The following is a 17,003-nucleotide window of genomic DNA, read 5'->3' on the forward strand; positions in this document are numbered from 1 at the left end:
CCTACCCGTCCAGCCCCCACTTCGCCGCCCGCTCGTCGCCGTAGTTCGTGTCGAGTTCGGAGTCGAAGGCCCGCTCCAGGGCCTCCCGGAGCGCGGCCGTCTCCCGCCGGGAGATGCGCGCCAGCTGGTCGGCCTTCCGCACCGCCAGCGGCGGCCCCCGCTCGGTCGCGACGGCGGTGAGGACGTGCCGGGTGAGCCGCTCGCGGAGCTCGGGGTCGCGGGTGAACACCGCCGGCGACTCCACCCGGTAGACGGTGTCGGTGCGAGGGTCGTACAGCATGCAGAACGTGACCTCGTAGTCCGCCGGGTCGCGCTCGCGCTCGATGTCGTACGGGACCGACAGCGCCGACAGCGCTCCGTCCGTGCCACCGCGGGAGACGAACCAGTTGGTGAACGTCAGTGCCGAGGTGTCGCGGTCGGCGGCGCCGGTGCCGGGCGGGTCGGGGGCGAGCACCTGCGAGAAGAAGGCGGCGTCGTTGACCCACGGCGCCGACCCCTCCTTCTCGCGGATGGTGCGGGTCACCTGGCGGGAGACGGGCGTCTTCACGAAGCCGATGAGCGGGACGCCACGGTCGGCGAAGTGCTCGACCATGTCGACGTACCGCTCGATGATCTGCTGGGGCTGCTCCTCGGCGGCCAGGAGTTCCTGGAGTTCGGGGTCCCGTTCGGCCCACGTCAGCAGGCCCTTCGGGTAGACCGGCCCGTCGAGCACCAGCAGGTCGTCGACGACCTCGCGGTTCCGGTTGGCGTGGGTGATCTCCGCCAGGTAGAGCGCGAGTTCGTGGACGACGGGCGTCACCGTGCGGTCGACGCGCGGGACGTGCAACACGCGACCGCGGACGTACCCCTCGTCGTCCATCCGCCAGTCCTCCTCGAAGGTGGTGGTCGCGTCGTTCGTGTGGACCGCAGTCACCATGGTCCGGCCGCGGTGTAGGTCCACGTCGGAGGGGACCGCGCTCATGGCGGCCTGGGCCACGTCGACGACGAGGCCGTTCTTGAACGTCGTCGGGTTGATGGTCCCCGAGTCGAGGCCGTGTCGGGTGGGGAACGGGTCCTCGGTGAGCGCGATGGTCTCGGCGTCCACCCGGCGCCGCCGGCGCTCGCCGACGGGCTCCAGCACCACCTCGCCGTCGGCGAACAGCGGGTCCAGATACTCCTGCCAGACGGTCTCCGCGAAGTCCCGGTGGTCCGCCTCGGCGTCCTCCCGATTCACCCGGCCCGCGAGCCGCGTGATGGCCTTGAAATGGACCGGGTCCAGCGTCATACTCCCCGGTCGGCGGGCGAGCCACAAGAAGGCCCCGAGAGCCCGGTGGAAGTGGAGGCCCGGGCACGCCGACGGACCGTGGCGGCTATGTTCGACGACCGCCGACGCCGGGACATGAAGCTGCTCGTCGCCGGCGGGGACCGCGTCGACGCCGGCAAGACCACGTTCTCGACGGGGCTCTGTGCGGAGACCGGCGCGACGGGCTACAAGCCCCGTGCGGGCAACGACTACTGGTTCGACCACGACGACGTCCGCCACGCGGTCGCCGACGGCCGGCTCTACGGGAAGGACGCCAGGCGCCTGGCCGCGGCGGCGCCGGGCGACCGCCGACCAGAGGCCATCAACCCGGTCCACCGCCTCTGGGCGCCCGTCCCCGGCGCCGGGACGGGCCTGCTCGGCCAGGACGGACGGGCGTTCCTCGTCGACCGCGTCGGCGACCCTCCCGCCGGCGGGGCGCAACTCGTGGTGAACGACACCGCCGACCTCCCGCCGGGCGTCGTGGAGTCGCTGTCGCTCGGGAACGCCCGCCGGGTGGACTCGCTGGAGGCGGCCAACGCCGCGATGGCCGACCTCCACGTCCCGACGATGGCGGCGCTCGCCGAGGAGGTCGCGGCCGCAGAGCGCGCCGTCGTCGAGTCGTACGCGGACATCGCGCGCCCGCTGGAGGGGTTCGTGCCGGACGCCGTCGCGGTGGTCGAACCCCGCCGCGCCCGTATCTACGGCGGGGAGCGGTACGCGAACGCCTGCGAGGTGGCCTCCGGGAGCGCCCACGAGGGTCGGCTGGAGGAGCGGGTCGAGCACGTGGTCGGGCTGTTGGAGCCGCGGGCGCAGGTCGGCCTCCCGGCGCTGACGGGGGCGGAGCGCGAGGACCCCGGAGCCGTCGCGGACGCCTACGCCCCGGCTTACGAGGCGCTGCTGGCGACGGCGTTCGACTGAGCCGGGGCCGTTACGGCGGCGAACTGCCGGGCGATTTATGCCCGGGCCGTCGTAACAGGGGGCCATGGTGACGTACCTCGTGGGCACCGACGGCGAACCGGCGAGCGAGGCCATCTGCGACCATCTCGACCCCGAGGTCGGCCCGGACGACCGTCTGGAGGTCATCAACGTACAGGAGACGAACGATGTCGAGGCACACCAGGCGGGGGAGGCCGCCCTGGCGCTGTTCGAGGAGCGGTTCGGGGACCGCACCGAGGTCACCGTCCGGCAGGTGAACCGCGGGAACCCGCCGGCCGAGGAGCTCACGGCCGCCGCCGAGGCGGCGGACGCCGACCATATCGTGGTCGCGCTCCGCCGTCACTCCCGGACCGAGCGCGTCATCTTCGGCAGCGTCTCGCACTCGCTGCTCCAGCAGGTCACGCGCCCCATCACCCTCGTGCCGCTGGAGGAGTACCAGGCGCCCTCGTCGTAGCGACACCGCCCGACGCCATCCGGTCTGGGGCGGTTACATCCGCCGCGCGGCACGCGCGGAGAGTTTGATGTCGCTGTACGGGTCGTCCGTCACGCTCGGCCCGTGGCCCGTGTGCATCGCACGGAGGCCGGGACCGACGGTCTCGAGCACGCGGTCGATGCTCTCGACGAGAACGTCCCGGTCGCCCTCCGGGAGGTCAGTACGGCCGAAGCTGCCGCCGGCGAAGACGAGGTCCGCGGCGAACAGGACGCCCGCGTCGGGCGAGTGGAGGCAGACGTGGTCCTCCTTGTGGCCGGGGGTGTGGAGCACGTCGTACTCGTGGGTGCCGAGTTCGACCGTGTCGCCGTCGGCGAGTCGATGGTCGACCAGCCGGTGGCCGGGGTCGAACCCCCGGACGTCGACGTCGAACGCCTCCACGACCGCCTCGGTGTTCCCGACGTGGTCCGGATGGGTGTGGGTGAGGACGACCGCGTCCAGGTCGTCGACGTGGCGCTCGACGGCCGCAACGACGTCGAACTCGCTCCCGGGGTCGACCAGGACCCGACGGCCCTCGCCCGGGTCGTCCTCGACCGCGTCCCCGTCGCTCGTCACCGACCGTCCCGTGACCAGGAAGGCGTTGCTGGTGAACCCCCGCTGCCCATCGGCGAGATTGCGGATCATACCGTCCGTAGTCGCTCCGGCGGTTAGGCGTTTGCGAGTCCGCCGGGCCCCTGCCGACAGATGCCTACCCGCGACACCACGCTTCGGCGGTCGCTCGTCGGGGATGACGGCCCGTTGGCGACGCCCGACCGTATCGACCGGCTGCTGCGACGAGTGGCGACGGAGGCCGGGGCGAGCGGTACCACGGCGCGGGCCGTCCGGTGACGCTGGCCGCCGTCGAGGCGGCCATAGAGCGGGTCCCGTCGGTGCCACCCGGCACGTTTTTGCACCGGTCCCCCGAACGCGGACGCATGAAGGAAGACCTCATGGATATCATCTGCTGTCCGCTGGACAAGCACGACCTCGAGCTGGAGGTTATCCGTCGCGACGAGGCGGAGATCCTGGAGGGTCGGCTCGTCTGCACGGAGTGTGGCGAGGAGTACCCCATCGAGGACGGCATCCCGAACCTGCTGCCGCCGGACATGCGCGACGAGGCCGCGGCCTGAGCCGGGTGAACCGTCGACAGCTTTTCCTCCCGGCGGCGAGTCCCCAGTCGCGTGAGTGACGCGTCCGACAGACTCCTGGTCGAGATCAACCGGACGGGGATGCGCTCGCTGGAGGTCCCCGATTCGGTGACGGTGGACCGCTCGTTCACCGTCGACCTCCGGAACCATGGCCAGGACACGCACGTCCACCTCCACCTCGACGATGCCCTCTCCGAGGTGGCGCGACTGGGGACGGACAACCATCACGTCCCCGGCGGCAGCCGCCGCCCCGTCCCCGTGCACGTCTCCAGGCCGGACGGTTACGAGCCGGTCTCCGGCCGGCTGAAGGTGGCCATCGCCTACGGCCAGGAGACGGAGTATATCGACATCACCGTCGACGTGGACGAGCCCGTGACTGTCGACCCGGAGCTGTCGCAGCCGACCGGCGCGGCCGCCGACGGCGCCGGTGGCGGTCCGGCGATGGCGGGCCCGGCCGGCTCGGGGGGCCCCACCGACGGTGGGCTGGGCGACCGCCGCGAACTGCTGCGACTCCTCCCCGCGGCCGTCCTCGGCCTGGTGGCCGTGCTGCTCGGTGGGATGGCGCTTCTGCCCGCCGGAGGCCCCGACATCGCCACGGGCGGGTTCGCCGTCGCGGCCGCGGTGCTGGCGGCGCTCTACCTGCTGGCGACCTGAAGCGGGTGGCTGCCCGCCGGGTCAGTCGTCCTCGGAGCCCTCCTCGGGGTCGGTCGGAACGCCACAGAGCCGGCCGGTGTCGTCCATCCGCTTGGCGCGGAGGAACCGGGTCCGGTAGCGGTTGCCCCCCTCGTAGATGTCGGCCTCGCGGATGTCGTCGACCCGGCCGTCCGCGACGGCGTCGATGATGGCCTCGACCTGCTCCTTCTCGCCGGGCGTCAGCTCGAACTCGTATGTCCGGGGCTGCTGGCCCTCCAGTCGGGTCCACTTCCGGGCGGCGGCCACGACCAGCGAGCAGGGCTCCCGGCAGGGGAACTCGCCGTCCCCGCCATCGACGTCCAGCTCCGTTTCGTCGTCGTATCCCCACTCGCGGCGCTTCAGACACTGGGAGTCGTCACAGCAGGCCTCCGCGACCCAGTTGACGTGCTCGTACCCCTCGCCGCGGTCCCAGGTCTTGATGACGCTGTAGATGCCGGACTGGCGCTCCATCGTCTCGCGCCAGTGGTTCACGTCCAGGTCCCCCTCGCGCTCCAGGTGCCAGTTGGCGACGGTGGCGGGGTAGATCAGGTCGAGCGCCCGGGTGCAGGCCCGGCCGTCGAGACCGACGAACGCCCAGCCGGTCGGCAGCGACGGCGCAGTCTTGAGCGGCCGGTACCGGCCGCGGTCGTCGTGCTTGACGAGGTCCCGGGCCGCCAGCGGGTCCTCGTGGCGCTCGAGGTCGGGCAGTGGCGTGCCGAGGTCGTCCTCGTGGCGGAGTTCGTAGCGGCGCCCGCCGGCCCCGAGCATCGCCGTCACGGCGACCTGGCCCCACGACCGGGCGACGCCCTCGCGGAGCGCGTCGTAGCGGGTGGGAACGTCCCAGGACTCGGCATCGCCGTCCTCCAGCCAGCGGAGGAAGGCGCGGTCGGCGGGCGAGCGGTCGCCGCCCTCGAAGAAGTACCAGTTGTCGACGTACTCCGGGTGGTTGGTGCAGGCGTCGCGGAACTCCGACTCCGTGAGCCCCGCCCGGGTCATCTCCGGGGTTTCGAACCGGTAGCCGTCGCCCTCGCTGACGGCCCGTAGGCCGTCGAAGTCGACGCCGCCGTTCTCGGCCGCGGCCACGAGCGCGGCCACGGCCTCGTCGCTCACAGTCACCCGCTCGTCCGCGGCCGGCCCGTCGGTCGCGCTCACGCCGGCACCCCCGTCGTCGCTCGGCGTCGCTGGTCTGGCATACCCACCGTTACGAGCCGCGCCGTCAAGAAGGCTGTCGAACCGGTCGACCGCGGGACGGGGCGCGGCCGGTCAGTCGTCGGCCGTGGGCGCGCCGGCGTCGCGATCGGCGCTCTCGCCGCCCACCCGCGTCAGTTCCCGGACTCGTTGGACGGCGTCGCCCACGTCGGCACCGGCGTCGGCGGCCCGCTCCAGCAGCACGTCGGCCATCAGCGCCTCCGTCCCGACGGCGCCCGCGTACCAGATGCGGTGCCCGTCGACCACGGCGGGCGTCTCCCAGCCGGTCCGGTAGTCGTCGGTCAGACCCATGTCCTCCGGGATGTCCTCCTGGGTGTGGTAGCCGTCGGCGACGAACAGCGGCACTACGATGACGTCCTCCGTCTCGAAGAAGTCGGTCACGTCGTCGACCTCCGGGTCCTCGTCCATGTAGAGGTCCCGGACCTCGTCGAAGCGGCCGCGCTCACGGATGCGGTCGGCATGGTACTGGATGGCCTTCGCGGAGTTCTCGTTGCGCTTCGTGCCGTGGCCGACCACCGCGAGCCCGAAGCCCGGGCCGACGTCGGGGTCGCCCGTGACGCTCTCGGCGCGCCGGACGATGACGTCGGTCATCGCGTCGTGCGTGCCGGCGGGGCCGCAGTAGTGGACCCGCTGGCCCGTGTCCGTGGCGGTGAGGGTGACGGAGGTGGCGCTGGTGCCGTCGGAGTCCCAGGCCGCCTCGTCCCAGTCCTCCAGCCGGAGCTCGCGGGGGATGACCTCCTCGGTGAAGTAGCCCTCGCTGATGAACAGCGGGACGACGTACGCCTCCTCGGCGTCGACGGTCCGGAGCACCTCGCGGAAGTGTGGCTCCTCCTTCCAGAAGCCGACCCGGACCTCGTCGAACGCGCCGACCTCGCGGACCGTGTCGGCGTGGTCGTAGGTCGGCGTGCTGGACTCGGGGTTGAGATGCGACCCGTGGGCGACGATCACCAGCGCCTGGCTCATGGCTGTACCGAGGACCGTCGCGGGCTTAGGGGTGTCGCCCTACTGGCGAGCGCAATCGTGCCGTCATGCCAGTCCGGTCACGAACAGCAGGCCGACGGCCCCGGCCACGAGCACGACCGCCCCGGCAGCGCCGGCCTGCACGCGCCGCCGGAGCCGCCGGCGGAGGCTCTCGGCCTCGGTCGCGCGGATGAACCCGTCGCCGGCCAGCGCGTCGAGGCCGTCCGCGCGTTCGACGCTCCCGGTCGCGGTGACCTCGTCACCCGCCACCAGCCGCCGCTCCTCGTACACCCGGTTGTCGGGGCCGGCGCCGAGGTCATGCTCGTCACGGTACGTTCGGACCCGCTCGGTGAGGCCCTCGCTCGCGCGCCACGAGGCGTCGCCGGTGGTCCCGATGGACGTGGTCCAGCCCTCCAGCGGGAGCGTCCGGGGGTCGACCTGTACCCGGCCCGTCCCGCAGCGCGAACCGGACGCCGCCGTGGTCGTCGTGGACCAGGCCGCGCATCCCGCGCCGGCTGATTCCGCGGTGCTCCCGAACCCGGACGGCCCACGCGAGACACGGCTCGCCACTGAGCGGCGCTCGCGTCTCGCCGCTGGACGCCTCGGCGGTCCCGGTGACCGTTACCCGGTCGGTGCCGCCACGGTCGGTGGCGTCGATGGCAGGCGTGGTCCGCCGCACCCGCCGGTAGTCCGGGAGGCTCCCGATGCCGACCGCCAGCGCGAACGCGCCGGTCATTACGCCCAGCGTCGCGATGTCGGCCGCCAGCGACCCGGGCTCACCGTCGGCAGGGAGGTCCGTCCGGAACTCCACGAACATGAGGACGGCCAGCCCGCCGACCGCCGGGCCGAGGGCCGCCCAGCGGTTCACGCCGAGGGCCTGGCCGACCGCCGCCAGGGAACTGTTCAGACCGAACAGCCGGGAGACGGCGTACCCGGCTCCGACGGCGACGAGCAGCATCGAGATCGCGAGGGCGGCGACGACCGCCGCGACGATGGGCTCGGTGGCGACCACGGCTTCCGTTCGCCGGCGGAGATGAAGTAGGCTGTGACGCCGCTGACCGAGCGACGGGCCCTCCGGACCGGTAACTGCCGGGTTTCTCGGTTGTCCGACCGATTCGTTCGAAGCGACCCGATCTCACCGCATATTCGACAGCGGACGCGATCGGTCGGGGGTTTCGGACGCTATTCCGCGAACCGGACCGTCGAGGGGACGCCGTCGCCGGGCCGGAGCGTCGGCGTCGCCCGGAGGTCGTCGAGCCCGTGTGCGGGGACGTCGACGTCGAACTCCCGGACGATCCCCGCGAGGGCCATCCGGGCGCCCGTGAGCGCGAACTGCCGTCCGATGCAGGCGTGGGGGCCGACGGAGAACGGGAAGTACGCCTCCACGGCCTCGGGCCGTCGGTCGTCCCAGCGCGAGGGGTCGAACTCGTCGGGCCGGTCGAAGTACCGCTCGTCGCGGTGGATGGACCACTGCGGCATGATGACGCCCGCGTCGGCCGGGACACGGTAGTCGCCCAGCTCGACCGGCTCCGTCGTCCGGCGGAACACCGCCCAGGCCGGCGGGTAGAGCCGGAGCGCCTCCGCGTACACCTGCCCGGTGTACTCGAGGTCGGCGTAGTGCTCGTAGGCCGGGGTCTCGTCCCCGACCACCTCGCGCACCTCCTCGCGGACGCGTGCCCGGATTTCGGGATGCCACGCGAGCAGGGACTGCGTGTAGCTGAGCGACAGCGCCGTCGTCTCGTGCCCGGCGATGAGGAAGGTGGCCACCTCGTCGCGGATCTGGTTCGGCGGGTAGTCGACCTCGGGGTCGTCCTCGCGCAGCAGCAGCAGCGTCAGCATGTCCATCGAGTCGTGCGTGCCGTCCGCCAGCTGCCGGCGTCGCCGCTCGATCATCGTCTCGGCCAGCGTGAGGACGCCGTTCGCCGCGTCGTCGAACTCGGCCGAGACCGGCGTCGGGAGCCACTCCGGCGCCGCCGTGGTGGCGTCGAACTCGAACTCCTCGCCCGCGACCGCCATCCACTCGTAGAACCGGTCAGCCAGCCCGCGGCCGACCGTCTCGCCGAGGATAGCCTCGCAGGCCACGCGGAAGGTCATGGAGGTCATCTCGCGGTGGAGGTTCAGCGAGAGCTCCCCGCTGACAGGGTCGGCCCGCCGTCCCCCCGTCGGCGCTGCGGCGGTACCGCCGTCGGCCGCCGTCGTGGGGCCGTCGCCGCCGGACAGCGCCGTCCGCCACTCGTCGGTCAGCTCCTCGACCCGCCGGCCGACGGTGTCGCCGTACGACCGGACCGCGGGGCCGGCGAAGGCGTCGCCCATGACCTCGCGCTGCTGGCGCCAGAGGTCGCCCTCGCTCTGGACGAGGCCCTGTTCGGAGATCATCGACGAGGGACCCTGCGCGGGGACGCGGGGGAAGTCCTCCGGGCGCGAGAGGGCGTCGTGGACGAGCGATGGGTTCGTCACGAGCACCAGAGACCCCCCGCCGGCGACGGGGATGGAGACGGCGTCTTCGAACCGCGACTGCACTCCCTCGAGGAACCGGAACGTCTGGGTCCCGAACCGCAAGGCGTTCACCAGGCCCGCCTCGGGCGGCGTCGGGAGTTCGCGTGCCATACGTCTACGACGTGGGCAAGGGGTTAGTGGGTTTCGGGGGACGACGCCCGGGCGGCGGGACGGGTGTCGTCGGGCGGTCGACGAAATCCACATGCCGTCGCCGCCCGTGATAGTCCCATGAGCGATGCCGACGCCGACGGGGGCGACGCGCCACGGGCCATCCACAACCCGGTCACGGGGGTCACCATCCGCGAGTTCGCCGACGGGCGGGAGGGTGCCGAGGTGGTCCTCCGGCCGGGGGCCGAGGGGCCGGCCGCACATATCCACCCGCGCATCGAGGAGCGGTTCGAGGTGCTCGCCGGGCGCCCGACGTTCACGGTGGACGGGCGCGAGCGGACGGTCGAACCGGGCGCGGACCTGTGGGTGTCGCCGGGGACGGCCCACGCGTTCCGGAACGGGACGGACGAGGTGGTCCGTATCCGGGTCCGGACGCTCCCCGAGAGCGAGCGCCTCGGCGAGGTCGTGGCGACGCTGTTCGGCCTCGCCGCGGAGGGGAAGACCGACGCCGATGGCCGCCCGAGCCCGCTCCAGGCGGCGGTGATGGCCGAGGCCACGCTCGACGAGACCTACTTCGCGGACGTCCCCTACCCGGTGCAGCGGGCCCTCGGCGACCTGCTGGGACCGGTCGGGCGGGCGCTGGGCTACGAGGCGACCTACGAGCGCTACACGGACGAGGCGTTCTGGCGCGAACACGCCCCCGAGGGGGTGGCCGGATCGGCGGCGGGCGGCGAGGGCGAGGAGACGCCGGGTCGGTCGGGGAACGCTTAATCCGGGGCTCCCCCAACGCTGGGTGAATGAGCGCGCTCCGCGGGCGGCTCTCGGCGGTCTCCGACGCCGGCATCGCGGTGTTCGTCTCCGGCGTCGCGAGCATGGGGCTGGAGATCCTCTCCGGGCGCATCATCGCGCCCCAGTTCGGGAGCAGCATCTACACCTGGGGTACCATCATCGGCGTCTTCCTGGCGGCGCTCTCGCTGGGCTACCACCGGGGCGGCCGCCGTGCCGCGGCGGACGCCTCGACCGACCGGATGGCCTGGCTGCTGATGGCGACGGCCGCCTACGTCGCGGGCATCGTCTTCGCCGGCGAACTCATGATAACGGCGCTGTCGGGGCTACCCCTGCCCGCCCGGTTCGCCTCGCTGCCGGCGGTCACGCTCCTCTTCGGCCCGCCGACCTACCTCCTCGGCTACATCAGCCCGTACGCCGCGGAGCTGGCGGAGACAGAGGGCGTCGGACGGGCCTCGGGCCAGGTGTACGCCGTCGGGACCGTCGGGAGCATCCTCGGCGCCTTCGGCACCACGTTCGTCCTCATCCCGACGCTGTCGGTGGCGCACATCGGCTTCGTCTTCGGCGCGCTGCTGGTCGGCACCGCCGTCTACCTCACCTATCCGCCGCTCTCCGGGCTCACGGCGCGGTCGCTCGGGGTGGCGGCCCTGCTGGTGGTGGCGGCCGCCAGCGGCTCCTTCGGCGTCGCCGCGGAGGGGCGGGTGCTCTACGAGAGCCAGACCTCCTACCAACAGCTGGAGGTCACACAGCTCAACGACACCCGCACCCTCTACCTCGACGACCAGACCCACAGCGCGATGGACGTGAACGATCCGACGCGACACGTCTTCGGCTACACCCGCTACTTCCACCTCCCGTACCTGCTGGCCGACGACCCCGACGACATCGACCGGGTGCTGTTCGTCGGGGGCGGCGGGTTCTCCGGTCCCAAGCGGTTCGTCGCGGAGTACGATGCCACCGTCGACGTCGTCGAGATCGACCCCGAGGTCATCGACGTGGCCGAGCGCTACTTCGCCCTCGACCCGTCGGACCCGCAGCTGAACGTCCACCAGGGCGACGGGCGGCGCTTCCTCCGGGGGACGAACCACACCTACGACCTCATCGTCCTCGACGCCTACAAGAAGGACAAGGTCCCCTTCCAGCTGACCACGGTGGAGTTCTTCGAGCTGGCCGAATCCCGGCTCTCGGCGGACGGGATGCTGTACGCCAACGTCATCTCCGCGGAGTCGGGCCCGGCCTCGAAGTTCTACCGTGCCGAGTACCGGACGCTGTCGCAGGTGTATCCGCAGGTGTACACCTTCCCGACGGTCGGCGGGACGACGGTCCAGAACCTCGAGCTAATCGCGACGAAGGACGGCACCCGCGTGGACGCCGGGACGCTCCGGGCGCGCAACGAGCGCCGGGACATCGGCACCGACCTCTCCCGCGAGATCGACCGACTCCGCGCGGAGCCGCCGCCGACGGACGACGTCCCCGTCCTCCGGGACGACCGCGCGCCGGTCGACAGCCTGCTCGACCCGATGGTCGGGCAGCGCTACGTCGTCCAGCGCGCGCCGACCAACGGAACGGCCACGCCGTCGCCGGCCCTCGACCCCCCGGTTCGGAACGTCGGGCTGGAGCCCGCTGCCGCCCGTGGGGCGGGCGTCTGACGGAGCTTTAAGACGGTCGCTCGCCAACCGGCGCATCCGTGGTACAGCAGCTCGATATCGAGAACATCGCGTACGTCCAGCTGACGGGCATCGAGTGCGACGACTGCGGCCGCCCGTTCGAGGAGCGGGTGCGGGGCGGCGAGATCGGGCTCCTCGACGGCTGGACCGTCGAGGCGGTGACCGAGCTCCGGTGCCCCTACTGTGGACACGCGACCCGCCTCGTCTTCGAGGAGGAGCTGCGCCACGCGTACTCCGAGGACTCGCGGGACGGCCCCTCGACCGCGTCGTCGCTCTAGTCACGCCGGATCTCCCGTATTACCCACGCACTGGACCGTGATTCGGAGCCGCACGGCACCACACAACGGAAGCTCTTTTTATACCCAAGTACCAAATGGCAGATAGCCATGGTCGCAGGTTCGTGGCTGGTCGGTTCCGATGAACGGTTCCGCCGCTCCCCGGAGGGTGAGTTCCACTAAATGCCCATCACACGGCGACTGCTGGTGAGTCCCTGCTCTGTAGGACCGGACCGGTTCGGCCCGTCGACCGGCCACTCCACATCGAGTGTCGAACGACTGCTGCGAGTCGCGGGGGGCACACGATGATCGAACCCCCCTCCTCCAGCCGGGTCCAGAAGTCGTTCCTCAAGTACCAGCACGTGTTCGTTTTCCTGGCACCGGTCCTGTTCGTCAGCGGGGTCTACCTGTTCGCCCCGACGGGTGACGTGAGCGGGGGCTACTGGTTCGAGTACTGGTGGCTCTCTGTCTTCTTCCTCATGGGTGCGACCATCGTCAACACGGTCGGCATCAGCGGGTCGGCGCTGTTCGTCCCGTTCCTCATCTTCATCTTCCCGCTGCTGGCGTTCCCGCTGGAGCCCGAGACCATCGTGAAGGTGGGGCTCATCAGCGAGTCGTTCGGCCTGTCGAGTTCGTCGATCGCCTTCATCCAGTACGGGCTGGTCGACCGGCGGCTCGCGCTCACCATCGTCGGCGGCTCCGTTCCGTTCGTCGTCGGAGGCGCGCTGCTCTCGTTCATCATCCCCGAGCCGCTGTTCCACCTCGCGCTCGGGGGGGCGCTGCTGGCCGCGTCGTACCTGCTGTTCAGGGCCGACCTGGGTCACGAGGAGCCGAGCAGCGAGAGCGACCCCGAGCCCGCGACCGACGGTGGGAGCCCGGAACTGCCGAACGACGACGACAAACTCGGCCCCGCTGGCGTGGAGACAGACGCCGATGGGAACGTTACTCGCGTCGACCGCGAGGGTGACAACTACCGGTACACCCGGGGTGGCTACATCGAGCGTTTCGCGAACTACGCGGTCGGGGGCACCTTCCAGGGGCTGGCGGGGTTTGGCTCCGGCGAGCTGGGCATCATATCGCAGCTCCGAACGGAGGTGCCCGTCAGGGTCGCCATCGGAACGAACCACATCATCGTCGCGACGACGGCTATCCTCGCCTCGCTGGTCCACGTCTTCGGCGGTGGCTTCGTCGGTGGGCACTCCTTGAGCCTCGCCAGCACGCCGTGGAACATAGTCGTCTGGACCGTCCCGGCGACGGTCACGGGCGGCCAGATCGCCCCGTACGTCTCGAACACGCTGGATACGGGCACGATCAAGAAGGGTGTCGGCGGGTTGTTCGCCGTCATCGCCGTCGCGCTGTTCCTGATGGCGGCCAGCGGGGTCGGCCTGAGGCTCGGTCTCGGGAGCTGATTCCTCCTGGCCGCCGGCCACCACGTTCCTTTTGAGACACGGCACCCGACTTCGGTACATGTATGACACGCTCCTCCTCCCGACAGATGGGAGCGACGCCACCCGATCGGCGATACGGCACGCGAACGAGCTAGCGACCACGTACGACGCGACGGTTCACATCCTCTCGGTTGTTGACACCCGGAACCGTTTCGAGAGTCCCTCCGGCGGGTTGGCACCTGATGCGTGGGCCGAGCGCGAGCGCGAGCGCGCAAAGGAGGCTATCGACGAGGCTGCTGCAGCGCTCAGTGGCGCCATAGCCGTCGAGCGAGCCATCCAGGAGGGGACGCCGACAGAGGGCATCCTCGGCTACATCGACGATGCCGGCATCGACATGGTGGTGGTCGCTACGCACGGGCGGACCGGGCTCGACCGGTACCTCATCGGTAGCGTCACGGAAGAGGTCGTCAGGAAGTCGCCAGTACCGGTGTTGACCGCGAGTGTCGAGGACTAGTCGGTGCGAGCATCGAGGCGCATATCGACGTAGTATTCCGGCCAGGTCACCGCATGGGTTCGAACCCGCTCGCCGAGCCGATGCAGCAACTTGACCACCCCACCGGGGCCCTGATCGTCCCCACTGTCGGGTTGTTGCTCGTAACTCATGTGTTGATCTTTCACACGGTATAATATAAATCTTCGTGACGTTCCCCGGAACTGCCACCTCGTGGCGGTGAGACACATCGATAACCCCGCAGTGGTCCCCGGCGGTAGCTCGGGAGAGTCAGTGATGACAGCTCCCGGTCTGGGTCCCGTCCGTTTCCCCTGCTACCGCGCGCATCAGGACGCTTATACGGCGTGATGGCTTACTTATCGGTATGAGCGAAGAGAGCGGGCGTCGGAACCTCCGAATGCCCAACGACGACGAGATGTTCGCGGTCGTCACCGAACACAACGGTGGCAACCACGTCCGGGTGCAGTGCCAGGACGGAAAGAACCGGATGGGCCGCATCCCCGGCCGCATGAAGTACCGCGTCTGGATCAACGAGGGCGACGTGGTCCTCGTGGAGCCGTGGGACTGGCAGGACGAGAAGGCAAACGTGGAGTGGCGCTACGACGAGCAGGACGCCGAGCAGCTCCGACAGGAGGGCCACATCGAGTAGTAGCGGCGGTCCGACCGCGTCTCCGACCTCTCGCCGGATATTCCTGCAGTACCGTACGATACGTCATAAACGTAGATATATCTCGGTTACTGCCAACGAAGTCGACTAATCACCGTCGTACTCCTGATAGATGACGTGGCCGCAGGCCTTGCAGTGGGAGACGTCGCGGTCGTGGCCCGTGAGCCCACAGTCCGGACAGGTCACGTCCACCCGGTCGCGACCGGCCCACTCCCTGACGACCCGGCCGGCCTGCCACGGGATGACGATGATGCCGCCGAGGATGGAGACGATGGTGACCCACCGGCCGGCCGCCGTCGTCGGCAGCACGTCGCCGAACCCGACGGTCGACAGCGTCACCACGGTGTAGTAGAAGGCATCGCCGAACGTGTCGACCGCGGGGTTGACCTCGTGCTCGGCGGCGTAGAACAGGCTCGCCGAGCTGAAGAAGACGACCAGCACCGTCAGCAGGAGTTTCAGCGACCGGAGGGTGTTGTCCGACACGGTCCCGAAGAAGAACTCGGCGTCGCGGGTGAACCGGTAGAACCGGAGCACCCGGACCACCCGGAGCACGCGGAAGAACCCGAGTTCCATGGCCAGCCCGGCACCGGGCACCACCGCCACGACCAGCGTCGGCAGAACCGCGAGCAGGTCGGCCACGGTGTACGGGTCGGTGGCCTCCTCGACCCGCGACTCGGCGCCGTACAGCCGGAGGCCGTACTCGACGAGGAACGTCAGTCCGATAGCGACCTCCGCACCCCGGAGCAGCGCCCGCGTCTCGGGACCGAGCGGATAGGTCTCGGCGACCAGCACGACGACGAAGACGAGGTTCAGCACCAGCAGCGCCACATCGATGAGCTTCCCGATCCGGGTGCGGTGGTCCAGCAGGTAGAACCGGACGGTCCCACGGAGGCTCGACGGCGGCGACGCCACTACCGGCCGGACGACCGCGTCCCACGTATATCCCACCGGTCCGTCCGGTCGCCCCCGCGAGCCTCCCGCGACGCAAACGGTTAGCCGGATGCGGGCGAAGGGGTCAGGCATGGAATCACGGAACCCGGCGACGGGCGAGGTGGTGGCGACGTACACGGAGCACACGGACGCCGAGGTCGACGCGGCGCTGGACCGGGCCCAGGAGCGCTACTCGGCGTGGCGCGAGCGGACCGTCCAGGACCGCTGTGGGTACTTACAGCGGGCGGCCGACGTGCTGCGGGACCGGGTCGACGAGTACGGCGCGTTGATGACCCGCGAGATGGGCAAGCCAATCGACCAGGCCCGCGCGGAGGTCGAGAAGTGCGCGTGGGTCTGTGACTACTACGCCGAACGCGCCGACGAGCAGTTGGCCGACGAGGTCATCGGCACCGCGCCCGACGCCCACACGCTCGTCAGCTACGAGCCGCTGGGGCCGGTCCTGGCGGTGATGCCCTGGAACTTCCCGCTCTGGCAGGTGTTCCGCTTCGTGGCACCGAACCTCGCAGCCGGGAACGTCGGCCTGCTGAAACACGCCTCCAACGTCCCCGGCTGTGCGCTCGCTATCGAGGAGGTGCTCCGCGACGTGGGCGTCCCGGAGGGTGCCTTCCAGACGCTGCTCGTGGATTCGGGGACGGCCAACGACGTCATCGCGGACGACCGCGTCCGGGCCGTCACCCTCACCGGCAGCGAGCCCGCCGGCCGGGCAGTCGCCGAGCGCGCCGGCCGGGAGCTGAAGAAGACGGTCCTCGAACTCGGCGGCTCGGACCCGTTCGTCGTGCTGGACGACGCCCCGCTGCCCGAGACCGTCGAGAAGGCCGTCACCGCGCGGGTCCAGAACAACGGCCAGTCCTGCATCGCCGGCAAACGGTTCGTCGTCCACACCGACGTCCACGACGCGTTCGTCGACCGGTTCGTGGACGCGATGGCGGCCCTGACCGTGGGTGACCCGAGCGACGAGGCCACCGACGTCGGCCCGATGGCCCGCCCGGACCTCATGGACGAGCTCCACGAGCAGGTCGAACACTCGGTCGCGGCGGGCGCCGACCTGGTGCTGGGCGGCGAGCCGCTCGACCGCGAGGCGGCGTACTACCCGCCGACGGTCCTGACCGATGTCCCGGCCGACGCGGCGGCCGCCTGCGAGGAGACCTTCGGCCCCGTCGCCGCGGTCATCGAGGTCGGGAGCGAGCGCGAGGCGCTCGCGGTCGCCAACGACTCCGACCTCGGGCTGGGGGCGAGCGTCTGGACGAGCGACCTCGACCGCGGCCAGCGGTTCGCCCGCGGCTTCGAGGCCGGCTGCTGTTTCGTCAACGAGTACGTGAAATCCGACCCGCGGCTGCCGTTCGGCGGCATCAAGGACTCGGGCTACGGTCGGGAGCTCTCACATCACGGCATCCACGAGTTCGTGAACCGGAAGACGGTCTGGGTGGACCACGGCCTGACCGACGGCGACACCGCCGACTGACGGCGGCTCACTCCCC

21 protein-coding genes are annotated in these 17,003 nt (G+C 70.8%); 12 read left to right on the forward strand and 9 right to left on the reverse strand.

All coding sequences use genetic code 11. The features are described 5' to 3' along the window. Position 1: 1 nt before the first annotated feature. Complete coding sequence (locus DP107_RS09950; protein WP_144262013.1) at positions 2 to 1,264, reverse strand: DNA double-strand break repair nuclease NurA; 1,263 nt, start codon at positions 1,262 to 1,264, stop codon at positions 2 to 4. A gap of 114 nt (positions 1,265 to 1,378) precedes the next feature. Here DP107_RS09950 and DP107_RS09955 point away from each other — a divergent pair, with 114 nt between their 5' ends. Further along, positions 1,379 to 2,200, forward strand: a complete 822-nt coding sequence (locus DP107_RS09955; protein ID WP_144262152.1) for an ATPase — start codon at positions 1,379 to 1,381, stop codon at positions 2,198 to 2,200. Between the two features lie 64 nt (positions 2,201 to 2,264). Then, positions 2,265 to 2,672, forward strand: a complete 408-nt coding sequence (locus tag DP107_RS09960; protein ID WP_144262014.1) for a universal stress protein — start codon at positions 2,265 to 2,267, stop codon at positions 2,670 to 2,672. A gap of 33 nt (positions 2,673 to 2,705) precedes the next feature. On the opposite strand, the gene DP107_RS09965 is transcribed toward DP107_RS09960, so the two are convergent. Beyond that, on the reverse strand, positions 2,706 to 3,332 hold the full coding sequence (locus DP107_RS09965; protein ID WP_144262015.1) for an MBL fold metallo-hydrolase: 627 nt from the start codon (positions 3,330 to 3,332) through the stop codon (positions 2,706 to 2,708). A 60-nt stretch (positions 3,333 to 3,392) separates the two neighbouring features. Between DP107_RS09965 and DP107_RS20020 the strand changes: the two genes are divergently transcribed. From DP107_RS20020 to DP107_RS09975, 3 genes are all read left to right on the forward strand, one after another. Then, entirely contained in the window at positions 3,393 to 3,536 is a 144-nt protein-coding gene (locus DP107_RS20020) for a hypothetical protein (protein ID WP_185977259.1), read from the forward strand. Positions 3,537 to 3,622: 86 nt separating this feature from the next. Beyond that, on the forward strand, positions 3,623 to 3,817 hold the full coding sequence (locus DP107_RS09970) for a methytransferase partner Trm112 (protein ID WP_144262016.1): 195 nt from the start codon (positions 3,623 to 3,625) through the stop codon (positions 3,815 to 3,817). Between the two features lie 51 nt (positions 3,818 to 3,868). Next, positions 3,869 to 4,489: a DUF7524 family protein gene (locus DP107_RS09975; protein ID WP_144262017.1), complete on the forward strand. Its 621-nt coding sequence runs from the start codon at positions 3,869 to 3,871 to the stop codon at positions 4,487 to 4,489. A 21-nt stretch (positions 4,490 to 4,510) separates the two neighbouring features. Here the strand turns inward: DP107_RS09975 and DP107_RS09980 are convergent, their stop codons facing one another. The 5 genes from DP107_RS09980 to DP107_RS10000 all read right to left on the reverse strand — a co-directional run bounded on the left by DP107_RS09980 (position 4,511) and on the right by DP107_RS10000 (position 9,283). After that, positions 4,511 to 5,659 (reverse strand): DR2241 family protein, encoded by a 1,149-nt coding sequence (locus tag DP107_RS09980; RefSeq protein ID WP_394348537.1) that lies wholly within the window; start codon positions 5,657 to 5,659, stop codon positions 4,511 to 4,513. 111 nt (positions 5,660 to 5,770) lie between these two features. Next, positions 5,771 to 6,679, reverse strand: coding sequence for a CbiX/SirB N-terminal domain-containing protein (locus DP107_RS09985; RefSeq protein ID WP_144262018.1), 909 nt, complete (start codon positions 6,677 to 6,679; stop codon positions 5,771 to 5,773). Between the two features lie 63 nt (positions 6,680 to 6,742). After that, positions 6,743 to 6,967 (reverse strand): hypothetical protein, encoded by a 225-nt coding sequence (locus DP107_RS09990; protein WP_144262019.1) that lies wholly within the window; start codon positions 6,965 to 6,967, stop codon positions 6,743 to 6,745. Positions 6,968 to 7,001: 34 nt separating this feature from the next. Beyond that, a complete protein-coding gene (locus tag DP107_RS09995) occupies positions 7,002 to 7,688 on the reverse strand; it encodes a hypothetical protein (RefSeq protein WP_144262020.1) in 687 nt (228 codons plus the stop codon). Between the two features lie 170 nt (positions 7,689 to 7,858). After that, on the reverse strand, positions 7,859 to 9,283 hold the full coding sequence (locus tag DP107_RS10000) for a cytochrome P450 (protein ID WP_185977260.1): 1,425 nt from the start codon (positions 9,281 to 9,283) through the stop codon (positions 7,859 to 7,861). Positions 9,284 to 9,400: 117 nt separating this feature from the next. On the opposite strand from DP107_RS10000, the gene DP107_RS10005 reads away from it, so the two are divergent. From DP107_RS10005 to DP107_RS10025, 5 genes are all read left to right on the forward strand, one after another. Then, entirely contained in the window at positions 9,401 to 10,051 is a 651-nt protein-coding gene (locus DP107_RS10005; protein WP_144262022.1) for a cupin domain-containing protein, read from the forward strand. Between the two features lie 26 nt (positions 10,052 to 10,077). Next, on the forward strand, positions 10,078 to 11,715 hold the full coding sequence (locus DP107_RS10010; protein ID WP_144262023.1) for a spermidine synthase: 1,638 nt from the start codon (positions 10,078 to 10,080) through the stop codon (positions 11,713 to 11,715). A 38-nt stretch (positions 11,716 to 11,753) separates the two neighbouring features. Beyond that, a complete protein-coding gene (locus tag DP107_RS10015) occupies positions 11,754 to 12,011 on the forward strand; it encodes a hypothetical protein (protein WP_144262024.1) in 258 nt (85 codons plus the stop codon). A gap of 302 nt (positions 12,012 to 12,313) precedes the next feature. Next, positions 12,314 to 13,417, forward strand: coding sequence for a sulfite exporter TauE/SafE family protein (locus tag DP107_RS10020; protein ID WP_185977261.1), 1,104 nt, complete (start codon positions 12,314 to 12,316; stop codon positions 13,415 to 13,417). A 58-nt stretch (positions 13,418 to 13,475) separates the two neighbouring features. Beyond that, entirely contained in the window at positions 13,476 to 13,910 is a 435-nt protein-coding gene (locus DP107_RS10025; protein WP_144262025.1) for a universal stress protein, read from the forward strand. Here the strand turns inward: DP107_RS10025 and DP107_RS20025 are convergent. Beyond that, on the reverse strand, positions 13,907 to 14,059 hold the full coding sequence (locus tag DP107_RS20025) for a hypothetical protein (protein WP_185977262.1): 153 nt from the start codon (positions 14,057 to 14,059) through the stop codon (positions 13,907 to 13,909). The two genes, DP107_RS10025 and DP107_RS20025, sit on opposite strands and share 4 nt — an antisense overlap. A 212-nt stretch (positions 14,060 to 14,271) precedes the next feature. Here DP107_RS20025 and eif1A point away from each other — a divergent pair, with 212 nt between their 5' ends. Then, positions 14,272 to 14,556 carry a translation initiation factor eIF-1A gene (gene eif1A / locus DP107_RS10030; protein WP_144262026.1) on the forward strand — a complete coding sequence of 95 codons (285 nt, stop codon included), beginning with the start codon at positions 14,272 to 14,274 and terminating at the stop codon, positions 14,554 to 14,556. Between the two features lie 105 nt (positions 14,557 to 14,661). Here the strand turns inward: eif1A and DP107_RS10035 are convergent, their stop codons facing one another. After that, entirely contained in the window at positions 14,662 to 15,486 is an 825-nt protein-coding gene (locus tag DP107_RS10035) for a potassium channel family protein (protein ID WP_238330845.1), read from the reverse strand. Between the two features lie 109 nt (positions 15,487 to 15,595). Here DP107_RS10035 and DP107_RS10040 point away from each other — a divergent pair, with 109 nt between their 5' ends. Then, positions 15,596 to 16,987, forward strand: coding sequence for an NAD-dependent succinate-semialdehyde dehydrogenase (locus tag DP107_RS10040; protein ID WP_144262028.1), 1,392 nt, complete (start codon positions 15,596 to 15,598; stop codon positions 16,985 to 16,987). Positions 16,988 to 17,003: the final 16 nt, after the last annotated feature.

The sequence above is a fragment of the Haloglomus irregulare genome (assembly GCF_007421925.1).
GTDB classification, from domain to species: Archaea; Halobacteriota; Halobacteria; order Halobacteriales; family Haloarculaceae; genus Haloglomus; species Haloglomus irregulare.

Excerpts from the sequence above, each read along its gene's own strand:
- DP107_RS09950 (WP_144262013.1), bottom strand. The coding sequence starts at position 1,264 with ATGACGCTGGACCCGGTCCATTTCAAGGCCATCACGCGGCTCGCGGGC.
- DP107_RS09955 (WP_144262152.1), top strand. The coding sequence starts at position 1,379 with ATGAAGCTGCTCGTCGCCGGCGGGGACCGCGTCGACGCCGGCAAGACC.
- DP107_RS09960 (WP_144262014.1), top strand. The coding sequence starts at position 2,265 with ATGGTGACGTACCTCGTGGGCACCGACGGCGAACCGGCGAGCGAGGCC.
- DP107_RS09965 (WP_144262015.1), bottom strand. The coding sequence starts at position 3,332 with ATGATCCGCAATCTCGCCGATGGGCAGCGGGGGTTCACCAGCAACGCC.
- DP107_RS20020 (WP_185977259.1), top strand. The coding sequence starts at position 3,393 with ATGCCTACCCGCGACACCACGCTTCGGCGGTCGCTCGTCGGGGATGAC.
- DP107_RS09970 (WP_144262016.1), top strand. The coding sequence starts at position 3,623 with ATGAAGGAAGACCTCATGGATATCATCTGCTGTCCGCTGGACAAGCAC.
- DP107_RS09985 (WP_144262018.1), bottom strand. The coding sequence starts at position 6,679 with ATGAGCCAGGCGCTGGTGATCGTCGCCCACGGGTCGCATCTCAACCCC.
- DP107_RS10000 (WP_185977260.1), bottom strand. The coding sequence starts at position 9,283 with ATGGCACGCGAACTCCCGACGCCGCCCGAGGCGGGCCTGGTGAACGCC.
- DP107_RS10005 (WP_144262022.1), top strand. The coding sequence starts at position 9,401 with ATGAGCGATGCCGACGCCGACGGGGGCGACGCGCCACGGGCCATCCAC.
- DP107_RS10010 (WP_144262023.1), top strand. The coding sequence starts at position 10,078 with ATGAGCGCGCTCCGCGGGCGGCTCTCGGCGGTCTCCGACGCCGGCATC.
- DP107_RS10020 (WP_185977261.1), top strand. The coding sequence starts at position 12,314 with ATGATCGAACCCCCCTCCTCCAGCCGGGTCCAGAAGTCGTTCCTCAAG.
- DP107_RS10025 (WP_144262025.1), top strand. The coding sequence starts at position 13,476 with ATGTATGACACGCTCCTCCTCCCGACAGATGGGAGCGACGCCACCCGA.
- DP107_RS20025 (WP_185977262.1), bottom strand. The coding sequence starts at position 14,059 with ATGAGTTACGAGCAACAACCCGACAGTGGGGACGATCAGGGCCCCGGT.
- eif1A (WP_144262026.1), top strand. The coding sequence starts at position 14,272 with ATGAGCGAAGAGAGCGGGCGTCGGAACCTCCGAATGCCCAACGACGAC.
- DP107_RS10040 (WP_144262028.1), top strand. The coding sequence starts at position 15,596 with ATGGAATCACGGAACCCGGCGACGGGCGAGGTGGTGGCGACGTACACG.